Source organism: Pseudomonas neuropathica (assembly GCF_051174785.1).
Lineage (GTDB): Bacteria > Pseudomonadota > Gammaproteobacteria > Pseudomonadales > Pseudomonadaceae > Aquipseudomonas > Aquipseudomonas neuropathica_A.
Genome location: NZ_CP195111.1, coordinates 222,648 through 239,866 on the forward strand (window position 1 = coordinate 222,648; position 17,219 = coordinate 239,866).

At 58.8% G+C, this 17,219-nt stretch carries 17 protein-coding genes; 10 read left to right on the forward strand and 7 right to left on the reverse strand.

The features are described 5' to 3' along the window. The first annotated feature begins 74 nt into the window (after positions 1-74). Entirely contained in the window at positions 75-1,175 is a 1,101-nt protein-coding gene (locus ACRRSD_RS01025; RefSeq protein WP_435036738.1) for a peptidase C39 family protein, read from the forward strand. Positions 1,176-1,283: 108 nt separating this feature from the next. Here ACRRSD_RS01025 and ACRRSD_RS01030 read toward each other — a convergent pair whose 3' ends face one another. After that, a complete protein-coding gene (locus tag ACRRSD_RS01030) occupies positions 1,284-2,438 on the reverse strand; it encodes a PQQ-dependent sugar dehydrogenase (protein WP_435036739.1) in 1,155 nt (384 codons plus the stop codon). Between the two features lie 52 nt (positions 2,439-2,490). Then, complete coding sequence (locus ACRRSD_RS01035) at positions 2,491-2,811, reverse strand: hypothetical protein (protein ID WP_435036740.1); 321 nt, start codon at positions 2,809-2,811, stop codon at positions 2,491-2,493. A 189-nt stretch (positions 2,812-3,000) separates the two neighbouring features. On the opposite strand from ACRRSD_RS01035, the gene ACRRSD_RS01040 reads away from it, so the two are divergent. Next, positions 3,001-3,867, forward strand: a complete 867-nt coding sequence (locus ACRRSD_RS01040) for a Ku protein (RefSeq protein WP_435036741.1) — start codon at positions 3,001-3,003, stop codon at positions 3,865-3,867. Between the two features lie 162 nt (positions 3,868-4,029). Here ACRRSD_RS01040 and lpxO read toward each other — a convergent pair whose 3' ends face one another. After that, positions 4,030-4,929, reverse strand: coding sequence for a lipid A hydroxylase LpxO (gene lpxO / locus ACRRSD_RS01045; protein WP_122598150.1), 900 nt, complete (start codon positions 4,927-4,929; stop codon positions 4,030-4,032). A gap of 378 nt (positions 4,930-5,307) precedes the next feature. Here lpxO and ACRRSD_RS01050 point away from each other — a divergent pair, with 378 nt between their 5' ends. Then, positions 5,308-6,894, forward strand: a complete 1,587-nt coding sequence (locus tag ACRRSD_RS01050; RefSeq protein ID WP_435036742.1) for an ABC-F family ATPase — start codon at positions 5,308-5,310, stop codon at positions 6,892-6,894. 261 nt (positions 6,895-7,155) lie between these two features. Then, positions 7,156-8,343 carry an MFS transporter gene (locus tag ACRRSD_RS01055; RefSeq protein ID WP_435036743.1) on the forward strand — a complete coding sequence of 396 codons (1,188 nt, stop codon included), beginning with the start codon at positions 7,156-7,158 and terminating at the stop codon, positions 8,341-8,343. Positions 8,344-8,468: 125 nt separating this feature from the next. On the opposite strand, the gene ACRRSD_RS01060 is transcribed toward ACRRSD_RS01055, so the two are convergent. Further along, entirely contained in the window at positions 8,469-9,506 is a 1,038-nt protein-coding gene (locus tag ACRRSD_RS01060; protein WP_435036744.1) for an alpha/beta hydrolase family protein, read from the reverse strand. Positions 9,507-9,734: 228 nt separating this feature from the next. Continuing rightward, the gene (locus ACRRSD_RS01065; protein ID WP_435036745.1) at positions 9,735-10,346 is read right to left on the reverse strand and encodes an FMN-dependent NADH-azoreductase; all 612 of its coding nucleotides are present in this window, start codon (positions 10,344-10,346) and stop codon (positions 9,735-9,737) included. A gap of 127 nt (positions 10,347-10,473) precedes the next feature. On the opposite strand from ACRRSD_RS01065, the gene ACRRSD_RS01070 reads away from it, so the two are divergent. Together ACRRSD_RS01070 and ACRRSD_RS01075 are read left to right on the forward strand one after the other, a co-directional pair. Beyond that, positions 10,474-11,382 carry a LysR substrate-binding domain-containing protein gene (locus ACRRSD_RS01070; RefSeq protein ID WP_150692585.1) on the forward strand — a complete coding sequence of 303 codons (909 nt, stop codon included), beginning with the start codon at positions 10,474-10,476 and terminating at the stop codon, positions 11,380-11,382. Next, positions 11,379-11,738, forward strand: a complete 360-nt coding sequence (locus tag ACRRSD_RS01075; RefSeq protein WP_435036746.1) for an MmcQ/YjbR family DNA-binding protein — start codon at positions 11,379-11,381, stop codon at positions 11,736-11,738. The genes ACRRSD_RS01070 and ACRRSD_RS01075 overlap by 4 nt, the downstream gene beginning before the upstream one ends. Positions 11,739-11,856: 118 nt before the next feature. On the opposite strand, the gene ACRRSD_RS01080 is transcribed toward ACRRSD_RS01075, so the two are convergent. Both ACRRSD_RS01080 and ACRRSD_RS01085 read right to left on the reverse strand, forming a co-directional pair. Further along, complete coding sequence (locus tag ACRRSD_RS01080; protein WP_435036747.1) at positions 11,857-12,288, reverse strand: DUF1294 domain-containing protein; 432 nt, start codon at positions 12,286-12,288, stop codon at positions 11,857-11,859. Next, positions 12,285-13,115, reverse strand: coding sequence for an undecaprenyl-diphosphate phosphatase (locus tag ACRRSD_RS01085; RefSeq protein ID WP_042705049.1), 831 nt, complete (start codon positions 13,113-13,115; stop codon positions 12,285-12,287). The genes ACRRSD_RS01080 and ACRRSD_RS01085 overlap by 4 nt, the downstream gene beginning before the upstream one ends. 305 nt (positions 13,116-13,420) lie before the next feature. Here ACRRSD_RS01085 and ACRRSD_RS01090 point away from each other — a divergent pair, with 305 nt between their 5' ends. The 4 genes from ACRRSD_RS01090 to ACRRSD_RS01105 all read left to right on the forward strand — a co-directional run bounded on the left by ACRRSD_RS01090 (position 13,421) and on the right by ACRRSD_RS01105 (position 17,218). Beyond that, positions 13,421-15,055, forward strand: a complete 1,635-nt coding sequence (locus ACRRSD_RS01090) for a methyl-accepting chemotaxis protein (protein WP_435036748.1) — start codon at positions 13,421-13,423, stop codon at positions 15,053-15,055. A gap of 269 nt (positions 15,056-15,324) precedes the next feature. Further along, the gene (gene pnuC, locus ACRRSD_RS01095; protein WP_435036749.1) at positions 15,325-15,888 is read left to right on the forward strand and encodes a nicotinamide riboside transporter PnuC; all 564 of its coding nucleotides are present in this window, start codon (positions 15,325-15,327) and stop codon (positions 15,886-15,888) included. After that, positions 15,885-16,409 carry an AAA family ATPase gene (locus ACRRSD_RS01100; RefSeq protein WP_435036750.1) on the forward strand — a complete coding sequence of 175 codons (525 nt, stop codon included), beginning with the start codon at positions 15,885-15,887 and terminating at the stop codon, positions 16,407-16,409. The genes pnuC and ACRRSD_RS01100 overlap by 4 nt, the downstream gene beginning before the upstream one ends. A 356-nt stretch (positions 16,410-16,765) precedes the next feature. Next, the gene (locus ACRRSD_RS01105) at positions 16,766-17,218 is read left to right on the forward strand and encodes a hypothetical protein (RefSeq protein WP_435036751.1); all 453 of its coding nucleotides are present in this window, start codon (positions 16,766-16,768) and stop codon (positions 17,216-17,218) included. Position 17,219 lies beyond the last annotated feature (1 nt).

The following is a 17,219-nucleotide window of genomic DNA, read 5'->3' on the forward strand; positions in this document are numbered from 1 at the left end:
GAACAAGACCTTTTCTATTAAGCACGAAGTTTTTTGAAAGTCTCGCTTCGTTACGCAACTTTTACGGTGGTCATATGAAGGCTGTTTTTCGTTTGGCGGTAGTTGAAGACTTGCCGGCGCTGCTGGCACTGGAAATGCAATGTTTCACCACGGACCGGCTCACCAGTCGCAGCTTTCAGTGGATGATCACCCGCGCTCATGGGCAGTTGCTGGTGGCCGAATGCGACGGTCGACTGCTGGGCTACGCGCTGGTGTTGTTTCATCGCGGCACATCGCTTGCGCGGCTCTATTCCATTGCCCTGGCCGTCGAGGCGCGCGGCACGGGCCTGAGCAAACAATTGCTGCAGCGCATTGAAGCGCTGGCGCTGGAACACGACTGTGCGTACCTGCGTCTGGAGGTGCGCCTCGACAACCCTGCGGCCATCGCACTGTACGAGCGCAATGGCTACCGGCGTTTTGCGCTGATTCACGATTACTACGAGGATCACGCCGACGCACTCCGCCTGGAGAAACGTATTCTCCAGCACCGTGATTCGCGCAGCATCAAGGTGCCCTACTATCGGCAAACCACTGATTTCACCTGTGGCCCGGCGTGCCTGTTGATGGCCATGGGCGCACTGCAATCTGAACGTTTGCTGGAGCGGCGCGAAGAACTACAGCTCTGGCGTGAGGCGACCACGGTGTTCATGACCTCCGGCCACGGCGGATGCAGTCCGCAGGGATTGGCGTTGGCGGCGTGGCGTCGGGGTTACAGGGTGGGTTTGCAACTGAGCCTGGCCGGGCCATTGTTCCTCGACGGTGTGCGTGATGCGCATAAAAAAGACGTCATGCGCCTCGTGCACGAAGAGTTCACGGCGCAATTGCAGGAGACGGATGTCGAGTGTGTGATCGGCTCGTCACTGGATTTGCCGCGACTGCTCGATGCCGGTGGGCAACCGCTGGTGTTGATCAGCAGCTATCGACTGACGCGCTCCAAGTCGCCGCACTGGGTGGTCGTAACCGACTGCGACGAGTATTTCGTTTACCTGCATGACCCGGATGTCGACCACAGCCAGCATCGGCAACCCATGGATTGCCAGCATGTGCCGGTGAGCCATGGGGAATTCGAAAAAATGTGCCGGTTTGGCCGGGGTAAATTGCGCGCGGCGGTGGTGCTGTATTCCCGCGAAACGTAAGCCACCACCTGTAGGAGCTGTCGAGTGCAACGAGGCTGCGATCTTTTGACGTTGAAGATCAAGATCAAAAGATCGCAGCCTGCGGCAGCTCCTACAGGGCCCTACCCGTCAAGGTGTCGGTTTCAGGCCGATTTTGTACAGTGAACCTTTCTCTTCATCGGTCAGCACATACAGATAACCGTCCGGTCCTTGCCGCACATCGCGAATCCGCTGATTCAGTTCGCCGAGCAAACGCTCCTCATGTACCACCTTGTCGCCATCGAACTGCAAACGAATCAGTTCCTGTGTCACCAAGGCACCGACAAACGCATTGTGTTGCCACGGTTTAAAGCGATCGGCATCGTAAAACGCCATGCCGGTGACGCCCGGCGACTTCTCCCACACATGGTGCGGTGCGACGGTGCCTTCCGCCGATTTACCCTGGGCTTCCGGGATCGGCTGCATCGAATAATTGATGCCGTGGGTCGCCAGCGGCCAACCGTAGTTCTTGCCGCGCTCGATGATGTTCACCTCATCGCCACCGCGCGGGCCGTGCTCGTTTTCCCACAGCGTGCCGGTCCACGGATTGAGTGCCGCGCCCTGCGGGTTACGCAAGCCGTAGGCCCAGATCTCGGGCCGTACGCCGGACTGGCCGACAAAGGGATTGTCATCCGGCACCTTGCCGTCCGGGTAAATGCGCACGACCTTGCCTTGCAGCTTGTCGAGATCCTGCGCCGTCGGCCGGTCGTTGTTCTCGCCCAAAGTAATGAACAAATAGCCGTCGCGATCAAACACCAACCGTGAGCCGAAGTGATTGCCGACCGAAAGCTTCGGTTCCTGACGGAAGATCACTTTGAAATCCTTCAGCGTCTTCAAGTCATCCGAGACCCGCCCACGCCCGACGGCGGTGCCGGCCTTGTCGCCGGCACCGCCACCTTCGGCATAGGACAGGTAAACCAGACGATCCTGTTTGAAGTCCGGCGACAGCACGACATCCAGCAACCCGCCCTGCCCCTTGGCCCAGACCTGCGGCACGCCGGAGATCGGCGTCGACAGTGTGCCGTCGCTAGCGACTACACGCAGATTGCCGGGCCGTTCGGTCACCAGCATGCCTTGGCGGTCCGGCAAAAACGCCAGCGCCCACGGATGTTCAAGGCCAGCCGTTATCGTCGTGACTTCGAGGGTGCCCTGTTCGCTTTGCAGCTCTTTGGGGGCGGCGGCAAACGCCGGAACGCTGATCAGCGCGCCGGCACACAGTGTGGTTAGAAGGGTTTTACGCAACATGCACGATTCCTTTTGTTCGCTTGAAGGGTCGACAGAAGCTCAGTCCTGCCGCTCAACGGTTGCTGCCTCCGCTGCGCGAAGGTGGATTGGGAATAAATTTGGGCGGCGTGCTCGGCACCGAGCGGATCGGCTGGCCATTGCCGATGCCACGGTTCTCGACGGTGGGCTGACGCGGTGTCGGTACCGTGTTCGGCCCTCGAATGGGCGGAGCGCTGGGCTGAGTGCCCTGCATGCTGTTGGGGTTGGCCCGGCGGATCGGGCTGTTATAGGGATTGTTGCTGTTGCCGGTCGGACTTTGTGCCAGCAAGACGTCGGCATGAACCAGACCGCCACTGAGGGTCAGGACGATGATGCCAAGCAGAATTCGGTTCATGACGCTGCCTCTTGATGGGCCGGGAATAGAGCCTTCGAGTCCACGCTACGCCGAGGGTTCGCATTTGTTAACCCACAAGCCTTAAACAACATGTAACACGGCTTGACCAAGTCATTGCCAACCCGCGCATTCCGGGGAAACTTTCCGCCGGGGCTGCAGGTCATCCGATCATCACTCGGAGAACTCACCATGGCTCGGGCAATCTGGAAAGGCGCGATCAGTTTCGGACTGGTGCACATCCCTGTCGCATTGGTCTCGGCGACCTCGTCGCAGGGCGTGGATTTCGATTGGCTCGACAGCCGCAGCATGGATCCGGTGGGTTACAAACGGGTCAACAAGGTCACCGGCAAGGAAGTCACCAAGGAGCATATCGTCAAAGGCGTGGCCTATGAAAAGGGCCGTTACGTGGTGCTCAGCGAAGAGGAAATCCGCTCGGCGCACCCGGTTTCAACGCAGACCATCGACATATTCTCCTTTGTCGACGCCGAACAGATTCCCCTGCAAAACATCGATACCCCTTACTACCTGGCGCCAGACAAGCGCGGCGGCAAGGTCTACGCATTGCTGCGCGAAACCCTGAGCAAGACCAACAAGGTTGCCCTCGCCCGCGTGGTTTTGCATACACGGCAATACCTCGCAGCGCTGATGCCGCTGGAGTCTGCTTTGGTGCTGGTGAAGTTGCGCTGGCCGCAGGAAGTGCGCAGCCTCGATACGCTGGAACTGGGCAGCGAAGTGACCAAACCGCAGTTGGCCAAGGGTGAACTGGACATGGCCAAACGGCTGGTTCAGGACATGAGTGCAGACTGGAAGCCCGAAGATTACAAGGATGAATTTGAAGACAAGATCATGGCCCTGGTCGAGAAAAAGGCCCATGAAGGCAAGATCGAGGATGTTGAATCGGTGGGTGGTGAGGAAGAGCGCAAGACGGCCGATGTTATCGACCTGACCGAGCTGCTTAAACGCAGTCTGGGTGGCAAAGCTGCAGCCAAGCCGAAGGCGAAAGCCGCTACCAAAGCAGCGCCAGCCAAGAGGACAAAGAAGGCCTCCGGTGAATGACAATCCAGAGATCGTCAGGCAACTGACAGGTTGTATTTGAGACAGTCTTCCGAGCAAGCTCGCTCCCACAGGGCTCTGAGTCGAGTGCGAAATTCGCATTCACCCAATTCCATTGTGGGAGCGAGCTTGCTCGCGAAGGCGTAAGTTAATTCACTACATTGATCAGATCAGAATGAAGATCGCCAGCAAACCGCCGAAGATCGCCCACTTTTCCATGTAGTAACGCTTGCGATTGCGTTTTTTCAGCTCTTTGCCACGCAGGCGGATCTTGTAGATCCGGGTAAACAAGCGGTTGATCCCGCCAGTACGGTCGCCAGCATCGTTCGGCGCGCCGGCAGCCGACATTACCGTACGGCTGAACCAGGCATTGAACGCGGCGGCCCAGCGGTACTTCATCGGCCGTTCGATGTCGCAGAACAGAATGATGCGGTTCTTGTCCGTGGTGTTTTCGGCGTAATGAATAAAGGTTTCATCGAACATCACCGCTTCGCCGTCACGCCAGTGATAGTTCTCACCGTCGACGTTGATGTAGCAACCGGCATCGTTCGGCGTATCCAGGCCCAGGTGATAGCGATAGGAGCCTGCATACGGGTCGCGGTGACGCACGAGTTTCGAGCCCGGTGGCAGTTCGGCAAACATCGCCGCTTTGATCGAGCCGATGCTCTGCACCAATTCAGTCGTGCGCGGGCACAGCTTCATCGCCGACGGATGGCTCTCGCCGTACCACTTCAGGTAGAAACGCTTCCAGCCGCTTTTGAAGAACGAGTTGAAACCGACGTCGTCGTATTGATTGGAGCGCTTGATTTCGCCGGCACGCAGCAGGTTCTGCCCTTCTTCGCGGATTTCTTCCCAGTGCGCCTGTAGCGGGCTCAGATCCGGAAACTCGCTCGGGTCGAGGTACGGCTTGTTGGGCTTCTTCGAGAACAGATACAGAAAGCAGTTGATCGGCGCGAGGAACGTCGAATGATCGCTCAATTGACGACCGAGTTTGTGACGCACACGGCCACGCAAGTGAACGTATGCAATCGAAATGACATAAATAGCAGCAATGATGAGTTTCACGGAAATCGTCACACGTCAGAAGTGAACAAACTGCGCGCCTGGCGGCCTGTGGCTCAGCGTCTTATGCAGTGGTCTGAATACAAATGGCACGTCCTTGGCCTGCGCCGTTACCGGACGCTCGGTGAAAGGTGGCATTTTAGCCACAGTTTGTAACCGATAGTGAACCTTCATCTGTGAAAAACTGTCCGGCGTATGCGCCAATCGCCGATCGGGGCGTCATCGCCCTATCGTTTAAAGAGCCAGACCAGTACAATCGCCGCCAAACTTTACGCGCCCCCCTTGGTTGATGACGGGACTTCCCCGCTTCAGCGCACTTTGACTCGGGCCAAGCGCTCCAGCCGCACCCTCGCTACTCAGAATGCTTCGCAGGAATAACTCTTGATCTCTACAGCTAACATCACGATGCAGTTCGGCGCCAAGCCGCTCTTCGAAAACGTTTCGGTCAAATTCGGCGCGGGCAACCGCTACGGCCTGATCGGCGCCAACGGTTGCGGCAAGTCGACCTTCATGAAAATCCTCGGCGGCGACCTCGATCCGTCCGGCGGTCAGGTCATGCTCGAGCCGAACGTGCGTCTGGGTAAATTGCGCCAGGACCAGTTCGCCTACGAAGAATTCACCGTGATCGACACCGTAATCATGGGTCACGAAGAGCTGTGGAAGGTCAAGGCCGAGCGCGATCGTATCTACTCGCTGCCGGAAATGAGCGAAGAAGACGGCATGGCCGTGGCCGAGCTGGAAACCGAATTCGCCGAAATGGACGGCTACACCGCCGAATCCCGTGCCGGTGAACTGTTACTGGGCCTGGGTATCGGCATCGAGCAACACTTCGGCCCGATGAGCGAAGTCTCGCCAGGCTGGAAACTGCGCGTATTGCTGGCGCAGGCGCTGTTCTCCGATCCGGAAGTGCTGTTGCTCGACGAGCCGACCAACCACCTGGACATCAACACCATTCGCTGGCTGGAAAACGTTCTGACCCAGCGTAACAGCCTGATGATCATCATCTCCCACGACCGTCACTTCCTGAACAGCGTGTGCACGCACATGGCTGACCTGGATTACGGCGAGCTGCGCCTGTTCCCGGGCAACTACGACGAGTACATGACCGTGGCGACCCAGTCCCGCGAGCAACTGCTGTCGGACAACGCCAAGAAGAAAGCGCAGATTTCCGAGCTGCAATCGTTCGTCAGCCGCTTCTCGGCCAACGCCTCGAAAGCCAAGCAGGCCACCTCCCGCGCCAAGGCGATCGACAAGATCCAGCTGGCCGAGGTCAAGCCTTCGAGCCGCGTGAGCCCGTTCATCCGCTTCGATCAGAACAAGAAGCTGCATCGCCAGGCGGTCATCGTCGAAAAAATGGCCAAAGGTTTCGACGGCAAGCCTTTGTTCAAAGACTTCAGCTTCCAGGTCGAAGCTGGCGAGCGCGTGGCGATCATCGGCCCGAACGGTATCGGTAAAACCACCCTGCTGCGCACCCTGGTCAACGAATTGACCCCGGATGCCGGTAGCGTCAAGTGGACCGACGCTGCGGAACTGGGCTACTACGCTCAGGACCACGCGCACGACTTCGAAGACGACGTCACCCTGTTCGACTGGATGGGTCAGTGGACTCAGGGCGAGCAGATGATTCGCGGCACTTTGGGCCGCATGCTGTTCTCCAACGACGAGATCCTCAAGTCGGTAAAAGTGATTTCCGGTGGTGAGCAAGGTCGCATGCTGTTCGGCAAGCTGATCCTGCAAAAGCCGAACGTGCTGGTGATGGACGAACCGACCAACCACCTGGACATGGAATCGATCGAGGCGCTGAACCTGGCGCTGGAAAACTACCCGGGCACGCTGATTTTCGTCAGCCACGACCGTGAGTTCGTATCGTCCCTGGCCACGCGCATCATCGAGCTGAGCCCGAATGGCGTGACCGACTTCAGCGGCACTTACGATGACTACCTGCGTAGTCAGGGTGTGGTGTTCTAAAAAGCAGCTGAAAACTGAAAAGCCCTGTCCATGTGACGGGGCTTTTTGCATTTCAGGGTGAGGGATTTGCGGGTGCGACTACCTTCGCGAGCAAGCTCGCTCCCACATTTGAAATACATTCCCCTGTGGGAGCGAGCTTGCTCGCGAAGACGCCAGTAGCTGCGACATCCATCTTTTGTGAAAGTAGTTAGCCTGCTTTCTTTTATTGCAAGCCCAAGCCATGATGCGAGCTCTCCCACCGCCGCCCGCGAACGAGTCCTCATGTCTGCGCAGCAACTGCCTCCGCAAAGCTCCATGGCGATCACCCTGCAGATCGTCTCCATCGTGTTCTATACCTTTGTCGCGTTTCTCTGCATCGGTCTGCCGATCGCGGTGTTGCCCGGTTATGTGCATGAACAACTGGGTTTCAGCGCGGTGATTGCCGGGCTGGTGATTGGCTCGCAATATCTGGCCACCCTGCTCAGCCGGCCGATGGCGGGACGCATGTCAGATACGCTCGGGACCAAACGGGCGATCATTTATGGCTTGTGGGGGATTGTCCTCAGCGGTTTACTGACGCTGCTCTCCACGCTGTTGCAGGACTTCCCGCTGGCCAGCCTGATCATTCTTATTATCGGCCGTTTGCTGCTGGGCATTGCACAAGGGCTGATTGGTGTCGGCACCATCAGCTGGTGCATGGGCCAGGTCGGTGTCGAGCACACGGCGAAATCCATCGGCTGGAACGGCATCGCCTCCTATGGCGCGATTGCCATTGGTGCGCCATTAGGGGTGGTGATGGTCGCCGAATACGGCTTCACTAGCCTCGGTATCGCCTTGTCAGTGCTGGCAGCGGGTGCACTGCTGCTGATTCGCAACAAGCCGTCGGTGCCGGTGATCCGTGGCGAACGCCTGCCGTTCTGGGCGGTGTTCGGGCGAATCGCCCCGTATGGCGCCAGTCTGACCCTGGCCTCGATCGGCTACGGCACGCTGACCACCTTCATCACGCTTTATTACCTTAATCGCGGCTGGACCGGCGCGGCGTATTGCCTGACGGTGTTTGGCGTGTGCTTTATCCTGTCACGGCTGATGTTTATCTCGGCGATCAGTCGCTTCGGCGGCTTCAGGTCGGCCATTGCCTGCATGACCATCGAAACCGTGGGGCTGGTGCTGCTGTGGCTGGCACCGTCCACCGCTTTCGCCTTGATCGGCGCGGGGCTGGCGGGGTTTGGTCTGTCGCTGGTGTATCCGGCGCTGGGTGTCGAGGCGATCAAACAAGTTCCGAGTTCCAGTCGCGGTTCGGGGCTGGGGGCCTACGCGGTGTTCTTCGATCTGGCGCTGGCGATTGCCGGGCCATTGATGGGCGCGGTGGCGTTGAATCTGGGGTATTCGTGGATATTCTTCAGTGCGGCGCTGTTGTCAGTGATCGGGCTAGGGCTGACTTTGCTGCTCCAGCGCCGGGCAACGACCTGAATCATCGACGCAAAACCAATGTGGGAGCGAGCTTGCTCGCGAAGGCGGTGAATCAGTCAGCACATGTATTGACTGACACTACGCTTTCGCGAGCAAGCTCGCTCCCACAGTGGTTCTGTGGCTGCCTATTGATCCGCAGTTTGCATCCCGGCCCGGGTTGGTCTGCCCAACGCATGAGAGAAGAATCGCCCGGCCTCGGAGATTAGGTTGCGATGGATATCTTCGCGATCAACGCCATCCGCGTCAGTACACAACGCCGGCATGGCGCGAATCTGCTCTTCATTGCACGGCGCCATAAAGACAAAGTGCCCTGCCCCGGCGAGTAATTTGAAGTCTGGAGCTGTCGGCAGTTTGCGCGCCAGCGCAGCGGCGTTCTTGTCGAAGGCCACCAGCTTGTCGCCATCACCGCTGTAAAGCAGCACCGGTACGTGCACATCGGCCAAAGTATGACGACCAAACTTCAGGCTCAGCGGCGCCATCAACAACAACGCATGAACGCGCGGATCCGCCACCGGTTGCAGATCATTGCGATCAACGATCAATTCACCCTGCGTATTGCACGCGTCACGATCATCCGGACGCTCCTGGCAATAACGACGCAGGCGATCCAGATCCGGTTGCGCCCCTGACAGGATCAACGCGGTCTCGCCGCCCGCCGAATAACCGATCACCCCAACCTGATCGGCGTTGACGTACGGCGCAAGCATGCGGTCGCCAAGTGTCGCGGTGATCGCTTCGGAAATCTGGATCGGCCGCCCGTAGAGATTGCTCAAGGTGCCCAATCGGCTGTGGTCTTTGGAGTTGTCGCCGGGGTGAATCACCGCCACCACGACAAAGCCTTTGCGCGCCAGTGAGGTCGCGAGGTCATGCAGCGCCAGTGGCGTGCCGGTATTGCCATGGGAGAGCATCAGCATTGGAAAGCGGCCGATGGCGACTTTGGTGTCTGCGCCGGCCTCGACTGAATAGCCTTCGAGCAGGCTCATGTGTTCGCGGTCGCTGGACGGATAGAACGCGATGGCGCGCATCGGTTGCAGATCCAGCGGATCGAGGAAGGTCATCTCGTGGTAGCCGACGCTCCACACAGGGTGTCGCCCAGGCGCAGCCTGCACTGAATTCAGGCTGCCAAGCAGGCAAATCAGTAACGCTGCACAAAGACGCATCATGGGATGCCCCACCCTGTTGTTACTCAATCGAAAGATCCGTTGCATGGCGGGCCATAACCACCGGGGTTTCGGTACGACATTGCACTCAGATGCTGATTGTCTGACTGCATAACCCGGGCCAGATTATGTAACAGCCAGAAACAAAAAACTCCGTATTCGCCCCTTGCGGAACCAGAATACAGAGTTTTTTGAGTGTTACCTGAACATCAGCTGTTCTTTACGCAAGCCTTACGCGGCGGCGAACAATTGCTCGCTGATCTTCGTTTGCGCAGCGGTCATGGCGTTGTTGCGCACTTCGTCGCCATACGCCAGGCCTTCGGCACGGACGATTTCGATGTCGGTGATGCCGAGGAAGCCGAGTACCAGCTTCAGATATTCTTCATGAGCGATGCCGCTGGCCTGACCGGCATGAATGCCGCCGGAAGTCGATACGATCACGACTTTCTTGCCGCCGCACAGGCCTTCAGGGCCGGCTTCAGTGTAACGGAAGGTTTGACCGGCGACGGCAACGCGGTCGATCCACGCTTTGAGTTGGGTCGGCACGGTGAAGTTGTACATCGGTGCGGCGATCACCACGGCATCGGCAGCGATGAACTCGGCCAGGGTCGAAGCGCTCAGTTCGGCTTCGTGCTGTTGTGCGGCGTTACGCAGCTCAGCGGTGGTGCCGGCGGCGACCAGGGTGGTCGACGAGAAGTGGCTGATGGCGTCGGCGGCCAGATCGCGGTAAGTCACGACTGCGCTTGGCTCGGCGGCCTGCCAGGCTTTGACGACTTCGCTGCTCAACTGACGGGAAGCCGAGTTGTCGCCCAGAATGCTCGAATCGATATGCAGCAGTTTCATGTGGAATCTCCTGGAATGAATCGCCGGTGGCGACGGAATGGAAACAATCCTACGCAAGAAACCAATGGATGATTAGCCGCCTGAAATGCGATAGTTTGTCCCACTGATAGAACAGTTGGATTTCCCTATGCAAGACCTCAACGATCTCTACTATTTCGCCAAAGTCGTCGAAGCCGGCGGTTTTGCTGCGGCCGGGCGATTGCTGGGGATTCCCAAGTCTCGGCTGTCGCGGCGCATTGCCGAACTGGAAGAACGCCTTGGCGCGCGTTTGCTGCAACGCACCACCCGGCAACTCAATCTCACCGCGGTTGGCGAACGTTATTTGCGTCACTGTCAGGCAATGTTGCTGGAAGCGGAAATGGCCGATGAAGCGGTCGCCAGCATGTCCAGTGAGCCACGTGGACGTTTGCGGGTGTCATGCCCGACCGGATTGGCGCATGAGATGCTGCCGTGGGTCATTAGCGACTTCCTCGGCAAATTTCCTCAGGTGCAACTGGAAGTCGTCCTGCTCAATCGCCGCGTCGATCTGGTCGGCGAAGGTTTTGATGTCGCGCTGCGCGTGCGTGAACACGGTGATGAGGATCCGTTGCTGGTCACCCGGCGTTTGCGTCAGGCGCAAATGGTCGTGGTGGCCAGTCCGGCGTTTTTGCAGGGCCACACGGTCAACCACCCGCAAGACCTGAAGAATCTGCCCGTGCTTGGCGCTTTGGAGGCGGATCGCATGGTGCATGTGCGCTTGCTCGACCAGCAGGGCCATAGCTTCGAACTGAACATGGAAGCCCGCCTGGGCATCGATGACTTTGTCGTGCGCAAGGCCTGTGTCCTGGCCGGTCAGGGTTTTACCCTGTTGCCGATGATGTATTGCGAGGCGGAGCTGGAAAACGGCACGCTGGTGCAGATGCTGCCCGAGTGGTCGCTGCCTGGCGGCTGGCTGCAAGCGGTGTACCCGCATCGACGCGGGGTGATGCCGGCGGTGCGCGCATGGATCGATCATCTGGTCGAATCGTTCAATGCCTGTGGGGAGCGGTTGTTATGAGCAAGGGAAAGATGAGCGAAGCCGACGTCGCGGCGTTCTGCCTGGCATTGCCGGGCGCTCGGGAAGATTACAAGTGGGGTGGCGTGCGGGTGTTTTCGATTGCCGGCAACAAGATGTTTGCCTTGCAGGGACTGCGCGGGGATTCACTGGCATTCAAGGTTGATAAGGACCTGTTTCTCGGCCATTGCGACCGCCCGGGTATTCATCCGGCGCCATATCTGGCGCGAGCGCAGTGGATCATCATGCACCCGCCCTACCCGTTGGCTGCCGAGGAGTTGCGCGAGTTGTTGCAGCGTTCGCATCAACTGGTGGTGAGCAAACTGCCGAAGAAGACCCAAATCGGCTTATTGCTGTAAATCCAATCCCCCTGTGTAGGAGCTGCCGAAGGCTGCGATCTTTTGACTTTGATCTTTTAAAAGCAAGATCAAAAGATCGCAGCCTTCGGCAGCTCCCACATAGGGAATTGCGGTGTATTCAGAACAGCGCCAGCAGGTTCGAGCCAAGAAACAGCAGGTCGATCCAGAACACCTGATGCAGCAGCACAATCACCCAGAACAGAATCTGAAACGAGACTTTGCGCGTCTTGTGCCGGAATACCTGCTGGGCGATCAACGCGCCCGGCCAGCCGCCAGCCAGTTCCACGGCATGCAGGATGTTCTCCGGCGTGCGCCAGGCATCCGTGCGCGCCTTGCGCTTGTCGGCCCAGTACATGAAGAACGCCAGCACACTGACAATCCCGTACGCGGCCAACGGCACCAACGAGATCCCGTGCAGCCACATCGATACGGAGCCGAACAGCGGCAACGCGCAGACGATCAGCAGAACCACCAGTTTCAGCTTCAGATGCTGGATGTTGTTGCCGCCCGAAGGTCGCCCTTCGGGGCGGCGTGCGCGGGAATCACTCATGGCCTGGCCGCCGCCCAGTCAACCCAGCCAAACTGCCAGGTCGCCAGAATCAGCAGACCGAACACGATCCGGTACCAGGCGAACGCCGCATAACTGTGGCTGGCGATGAACTTGAGCAGACCGCGCACGGCAATCATCGCGAAGATGAATGCGGTGACAAATCCGATGGCGAACACCGGAAAATCCGCCGGGACAAACAGGTCACGGTACTTGTAGCCCGAGTAAACCGCCGCACCGACCATGGTCGGCATCGCAAGGAAGAACGAGAACTCGGTAGCGGTCTTGCGCGACAGGCCGAACAGCAAACCGCCAATGATCGTCGAGCCGGAACGCGAGGTCCCAGGGATCATGGCCAGACACTGCGCAAAGCCGACCTTGAGGGCGTCTTTCCAGGTGATCTCATCGACCGTTTCGGCGTGCACTTCATGCTGACGCTTTTCCGCCCACAACATGATGATGCCGCCCACCACCAACGCGGCCGCGACGGTAATCGGGTTGAACAGGTATTCGTGGATCAGATCGGCAAAAATCACGCCCAGCACCACGGCGGGCAGAAATGCGATCAGCAGGTTGGCGGTGAAACGCCGTGCGCTGGGCTGGGTCGGCAAACCGATGACCACATCGAAAATCTTGCGTCGAAACTCCCAGACCACCGCGAGGATCGCGCCGAGCTGGATGATGATATTGAACGCCATGGCCCGTTCGCCGCCGAACTCGAGCAAGTCGGCAACAATGATCTGGTGTCCGGTACTGGAAATGGGCAAAAACTCCGTCAGCCCTTCTACAACTCCTAGTATCAGTGCCTGCAAGGCCGTCCAAAGATCCATCAATCCCCCAAAGAGCGATGCGCGCCGGCATGCCCCGATAGTATTTTTCTAGCGTTCACTGCGATCAGCGTAGCTGGTTATGGCTGTACCGATTCCGCGCGCACAGGATCCACACGAAACGGTCAAAATTCCGTGAAATATCAATTTGGATTCAGGTTTTCACGCGCGGGGCCGAAATCCTAACAGACAAGCCTTAATAGCGCTGCCGCGTTATACGACTTGGGTCGCGTATGCCCGCTCACAAATTCGTGGTTGGATGCTGGCGGTCGTTTATTACAAGAAAAAGAATCCGGAGTGACAGCGTTATGAACAGCTTGCGCAGTGTGTCGATCAGCCGACGCTTGTGGCTCATCTTGATTGTGGCGGTGGTCATGTTGCTGACCTTGGGCGTATTGATGCTCAAGCAGATCCACGACGATCTCTACCATGCCAAAGCCCAGAAAACCCAGCACGTGGTGCAGACCGCCAGCGGCCTGCTGACCTATTACCACGACCTCGAAACCGCCGGCACCCTCAGCAAAGAGGTCGCGCAGAAACAGGCCCTCACTGCGATTCGCGGCTTGCGTTACGACCAGAGCGATTATTTCTGGATCAACGACCTCACACCCGTGATGGTCATGCACCCGACCAACCCGAAACTCGAAGGCCAGAACCTCTCGGCGATCCGCGATCCAGACGGTTTTGCGGTGTTCAACGAAATGGTTGCCATCGCCCGATCCAAAGGCGCCGGCATGGTCGACTACCGTTGGCCGAAACCGGGCGCCAGTGAGCCGGTAGCCAAGACTTCCTACGTCAAACTGTTCGAGCCGTGGGGCTGGGTGCTTGGCTCCGGGGTTTACGTCGACGATGTGCAGGCGGAATTCAAGAGCCAAGTCATCAAGGCTACGGTCATCGGTTTGGCGATTGCCGTGATCATGGCGTTGCTGGTGATCCTGATCGCGCGCAGCATTGTGCGTCCGCTGCAGGAAACCGTGAACGCCATGGCCAACATTGCCAGCGGCGAAAGCGACCTGACCCGCAGCCTCGATACCCATGGCAAGGATGAAGTCACTGAGCTTGCGCATCACTTCAATGCCTTTACTGCCAAACTGCGTCGGGTGATCGGTGACTTGCAGGTGTCGGCCAGTGCGCTGGGCCAGTCGTCCAGCGAACTGGGCAACGACGCCTCGCAGGCCCAGCAGCGCAGCCAGCAGCAATCGCAGCAGATGGAACTGGTGGCCACGGCGATCAACGAAGTGACCTATGGCGTGCAGGACGTGGCGAAGAACGCTGAACACGCCGCCGCCGAAATGCGTGATGCCGAGGCGCAGGCGCAACAGGGCCAGATCAACATCGATGGCAGCTTGCAGCAGATCGACAAACTGTCCGGCACCATTGATCAAGCCGTTGAAGTGATTCGCACCCTGGCGGCCGAAAGCACCCAGATCGGCAGCGTGCTGGAAGTGATTCGTTCGATTGCCGAGCAGACCAACCTGCTCGCGCTCAACGCCGCCATTGAAGCGGCCCGCGCCGGTGAACAAGGACGCGGTTTCGCCGTGGTGGCGGATGAAGTGCGTTTGCTGGCGCAACGGACGCAGAAGTCGACGGCGGAAATCCAGTCGATGATCGAGCGTCTGCAGAACCATTCCGAAGCCGCCGTGAAGGTGATCGGCGACAGCAGCAAGGCGTCGCAATTGACCATCGAGCAAGCGGGGCTGGCCGGGGCGAGCCTGAATGCCATCGGCCAGGCGTTGCGCAACCTCAATGGTCTGAATGCGTCGATTGCCAGCGCTACGTTGCAGCAAGCGCACGTGGTCGAGGACATCAATCAGAACGTGACGCAGGCCGCCGGCCTTTCGCACAGCACGGCGATCGCGGCCGAACAGTCGAGTGCGGCCAGCCTGCGCCTCGGCCAATTGAGTGAACAACTCAACGGCCTGCTGCGCCAGTTCCGCGTCTGACCCGTGTAACTCTGGTGCCCCCCCCCTCACCCCAGCCCTCTCCCCAAGGAGAGGGGGCCGACCGAGGTGTCTGGCGTCCAACACGGACCTGAACAATCGAGTCGATTATGGATTCAACCAAGATCGTTCAGGCCGGCGCAGCTTCAAAGCATCCCCCAATCAATCCCCTCTCCCTCTGGGCGGTCCGACGTTTCGGGAGGGTTAGGGTGAGGGGTTTGGCCCAATGCAGTACAATCCGCCCCCTTCTTTCACTCCCCCAAGGAACCTCCATGTCCGGGCTTGAACTGTTTGCCGCCGCCCTCGGTGTAATCGCCGTATGGCTGACGGTCAAACAGAATCCGTGGTGCTGGCCGATCGGCCTGGTCATGGTGCTGCTCTATAGCTGGATCTTCTTTGAAGTGAAGCTGTACTCGGACATGTTGCTGCAAGTGATCTACGCCGCGCTGCAAATTTATGGCTGGTGGCAATGGACCCGTGCCGGGACAATGCATGACGGCCGTGAGGTCACGCGCCTCGATCAACGCTCTGTCCTGATCGGCCTCGGCGTTGGCGCAATCGGCAGCCTGCTGCTCGGTGCGGCCATGGCCCATTGGACCGATGCCGCGCAACCGTGGCTCGATGCCGCGCTCACCGGTTTCAGCCTGGTGGCACAACTGTGGATGGCGCAAAAACGCCTGCAATGCTGGGCGCTGTGGTTCGTGCTCGATGTGATCTTTGTCGGCTTGTTCATCTACAAAGGGCTATACCTGACCGCTGCGCTGTACGGTCTGTTTACCCTGCTGGCGATTCAAGGCTTTCGTGAATGGCGCGCCGACCCGGCGTTGCGCACATGAAGGTCGTGGTCCTGACCGGCCCCGAATCCACCGGCAAGAGCTGGCTGGCGGCGGGCCTGCAGCAGCGCTTCGGCGGCTTGCGCGTGGATGAGTACGTGCGCCGCTTCATCGAGCTCAATCCCCGCGATACGTGCCTGGCCGACATCCCTGCAATCGCTCGGGGCCAGTTGCAATGGGAAGATCAAGCGCGGGCGCAACAGCCGTCGTTGCTGATTCTCGACACTCACTTGTTGAGCAATATTCTGTGGAGTCAAACGCTGTTCGGCGACTGCCCGGACTGGCTGGAATCGGAGTTGTTGGGGCGGCATTACGACCTGCATCTTTTACTCTCGCCTGAGCAGGTCGACTGGACCGATGACGGTCAGCGCTGCCAACCGGATCTGCACGAGCGTCTGGCGTTTTATGAGGCTACGCGAAACTGGCTTGAAAACTATCACCAGCATTTTCAGATCATTCAGGGCAATTGGGCCGAACGCCAACTACAGGCCTTTGCCGCCGTCGAGCAACTGCTGGCCGAGTGACCGGTCAACGGGTCAGTTTCCCCAACGATTCCCCCTGTTTTTGGGGCAAAGTGTCCGTTCCTGAAACACTGTGTGAGGTGCAAAGTGCCCGTCTGAGCACTGTTCACCGTTTTGTCATCGCAGTTGTTTCACCGCTGAAACACATCCTCGCAACCCCCCGTTCCAGAGCTTTGTTCAGCCAACAGACAGGTCGGCCCGCCCATGCGTGTATCAGTCCTGAAACAGCGTGTGTATCAGGTGCGCACCTGGTTCTTGCAAGTATCTGAAAGCAAACAACATTCAAAAAGCGGCACAGCTTTCGCTCTCTCCTTCACAACGCTGACTCGGGCCAGCCCACTGAAGAAGGAATTGCAGCCGTGGGGAATATCCAAAAAGGTTTGACCTGCCTTCTGCTGATCGGATCAGCAGCCAGCACATTGCTCAGTTTGAACGTCCACGCAGAAGGTAATGGTGTCATCGTCCTCAACCGCGATGTTCAGCCTATTCCGATCGGTCGCAATGGCGGCAAAGACCCCTACCCGACCACCGTCAACGCCAACCCGTCCGCACGCATCAACTCCACCATGAACAGCACCGAATTGAGCGACGGCGACTTCGCCGGTGTCGCCAGCGGCAGCGCGTTCCGCACCGTCAACAATGTCCAGGCCGGCAGCAATCTGCCAGGCCTCAATACCGTCACCAATCCCAACGGCATGCCCGGCATGAGCGCAGGACACGGCGGCGGTTCCGGCGGTGCGATTTCCGGCACGATCAACCGCGCCATGAGCTCCGGCCTTGCCCCCCTGACCCGCATGGCCGGAGGCCAATGAG

Excerpts from the sequence above, each read along its gene's own strand:
- ACRRSD_RS01080 (WP_435036747.1), bottom strand. The coding sequence starts at position 12,288 with ATGAGTGATTCCCGCGCACGCCGCCCCGAAGGGCGACCTTCGGGCGGC.
- ACRRSD_RS01070 (WP_150692585.1), top strand. The coding sequence starts at position 10,474 with ATGCAAGACCTCAACGATCTCTACTATTTCGCCAAAGTCGTCGAAGCC.
- ACRRSD_RS01025 (WP_435036738.1), top strand. The coding sequence starts at position 75 with ATGAAGGCTGTTTTTCGTTTGGCGGTAGTTGAAGACTTGCCGGCGCTG.
- ACRRSD_RS01040 (WP_435036741.1), top strand. The coding sequence starts at position 3,001 with ATGGCTCGGGCAATCTGGAAAGGCGCGATCAGTTTCGGACTGGTGCAC.
- ACRRSD_RS01090 (WP_435036748.1), top strand. The coding sequence starts at position 13,421 with ATGAACAGCTTGCGCAGTGTGTCGATCAGCCGACGCTTGTGGCTCATC.
- ACRRSD_RS01035 (WP_435036740.1), bottom strand. The coding sequence starts at position 2,811 with ATGAACCGAATTCTGCTTGGCATCATCGTCCTGACCCTCAGTGGCGGT.
- ACRRSD_RS01030 (WP_435036739.1), bottom strand. The coding sequence starts at position 2,438 with ATGTTGCGTAAAACCCTTCTAACCACACTGTGTGCCGGCGCGCTGATC.
- ACRRSD_RS01060 (WP_435036744.1), bottom strand. The coding sequence starts at position 9,506 with ATGATGCGTCTTTGTGCAGCGTTACTGATTTGCCTGCTTGGCAGCCTG.
- ACRRSD_RS01055 (WP_435036743.1), top strand. The coding sequence starts at position 7,156 with ATGTCTGCGCAGCAACTGCCTCCGCAAAGCTCCATGGCGATCACCCTG.
- ACRRSD_RS01085 (WP_042705049.1), bottom strand. The coding sequence starts at position 13,115 with ATGGATCTTTGGACGGCCTTGCAGGCACTGATACTAGGAGTTGTAGAA.
- ACRRSD_RS01065 (WP_435036745.1), bottom strand. The coding sequence starts at position 10,346 with ATGAAACTGCTGCATATCGATTCGAGCATTCTGGGCGACAACTCGGCT.
- ACRRSD_RS01075 (WP_435036746.1), top strand. The coding sequence starts at position 11,379 with ATGAGCAAGGGAAAGATGAGCGAAGCCGACGTCGCGGCGTTCTGCCTG.
- ACRRSD_RS01100 (WP_435036750.1), top strand. The coding sequence starts at position 15,885 with ATGAAGGTCGTGGTCCTGACCGGCCCCGAATCCACCGGCAAGAGCTGG.
- pnuC (WP_435036749.1), top strand. The coding sequence starts at position 15,325 with ATGTCCGGGCTTGAACTGTTTGCCGCCGCCCTCGGTGTAATCGCCGTA.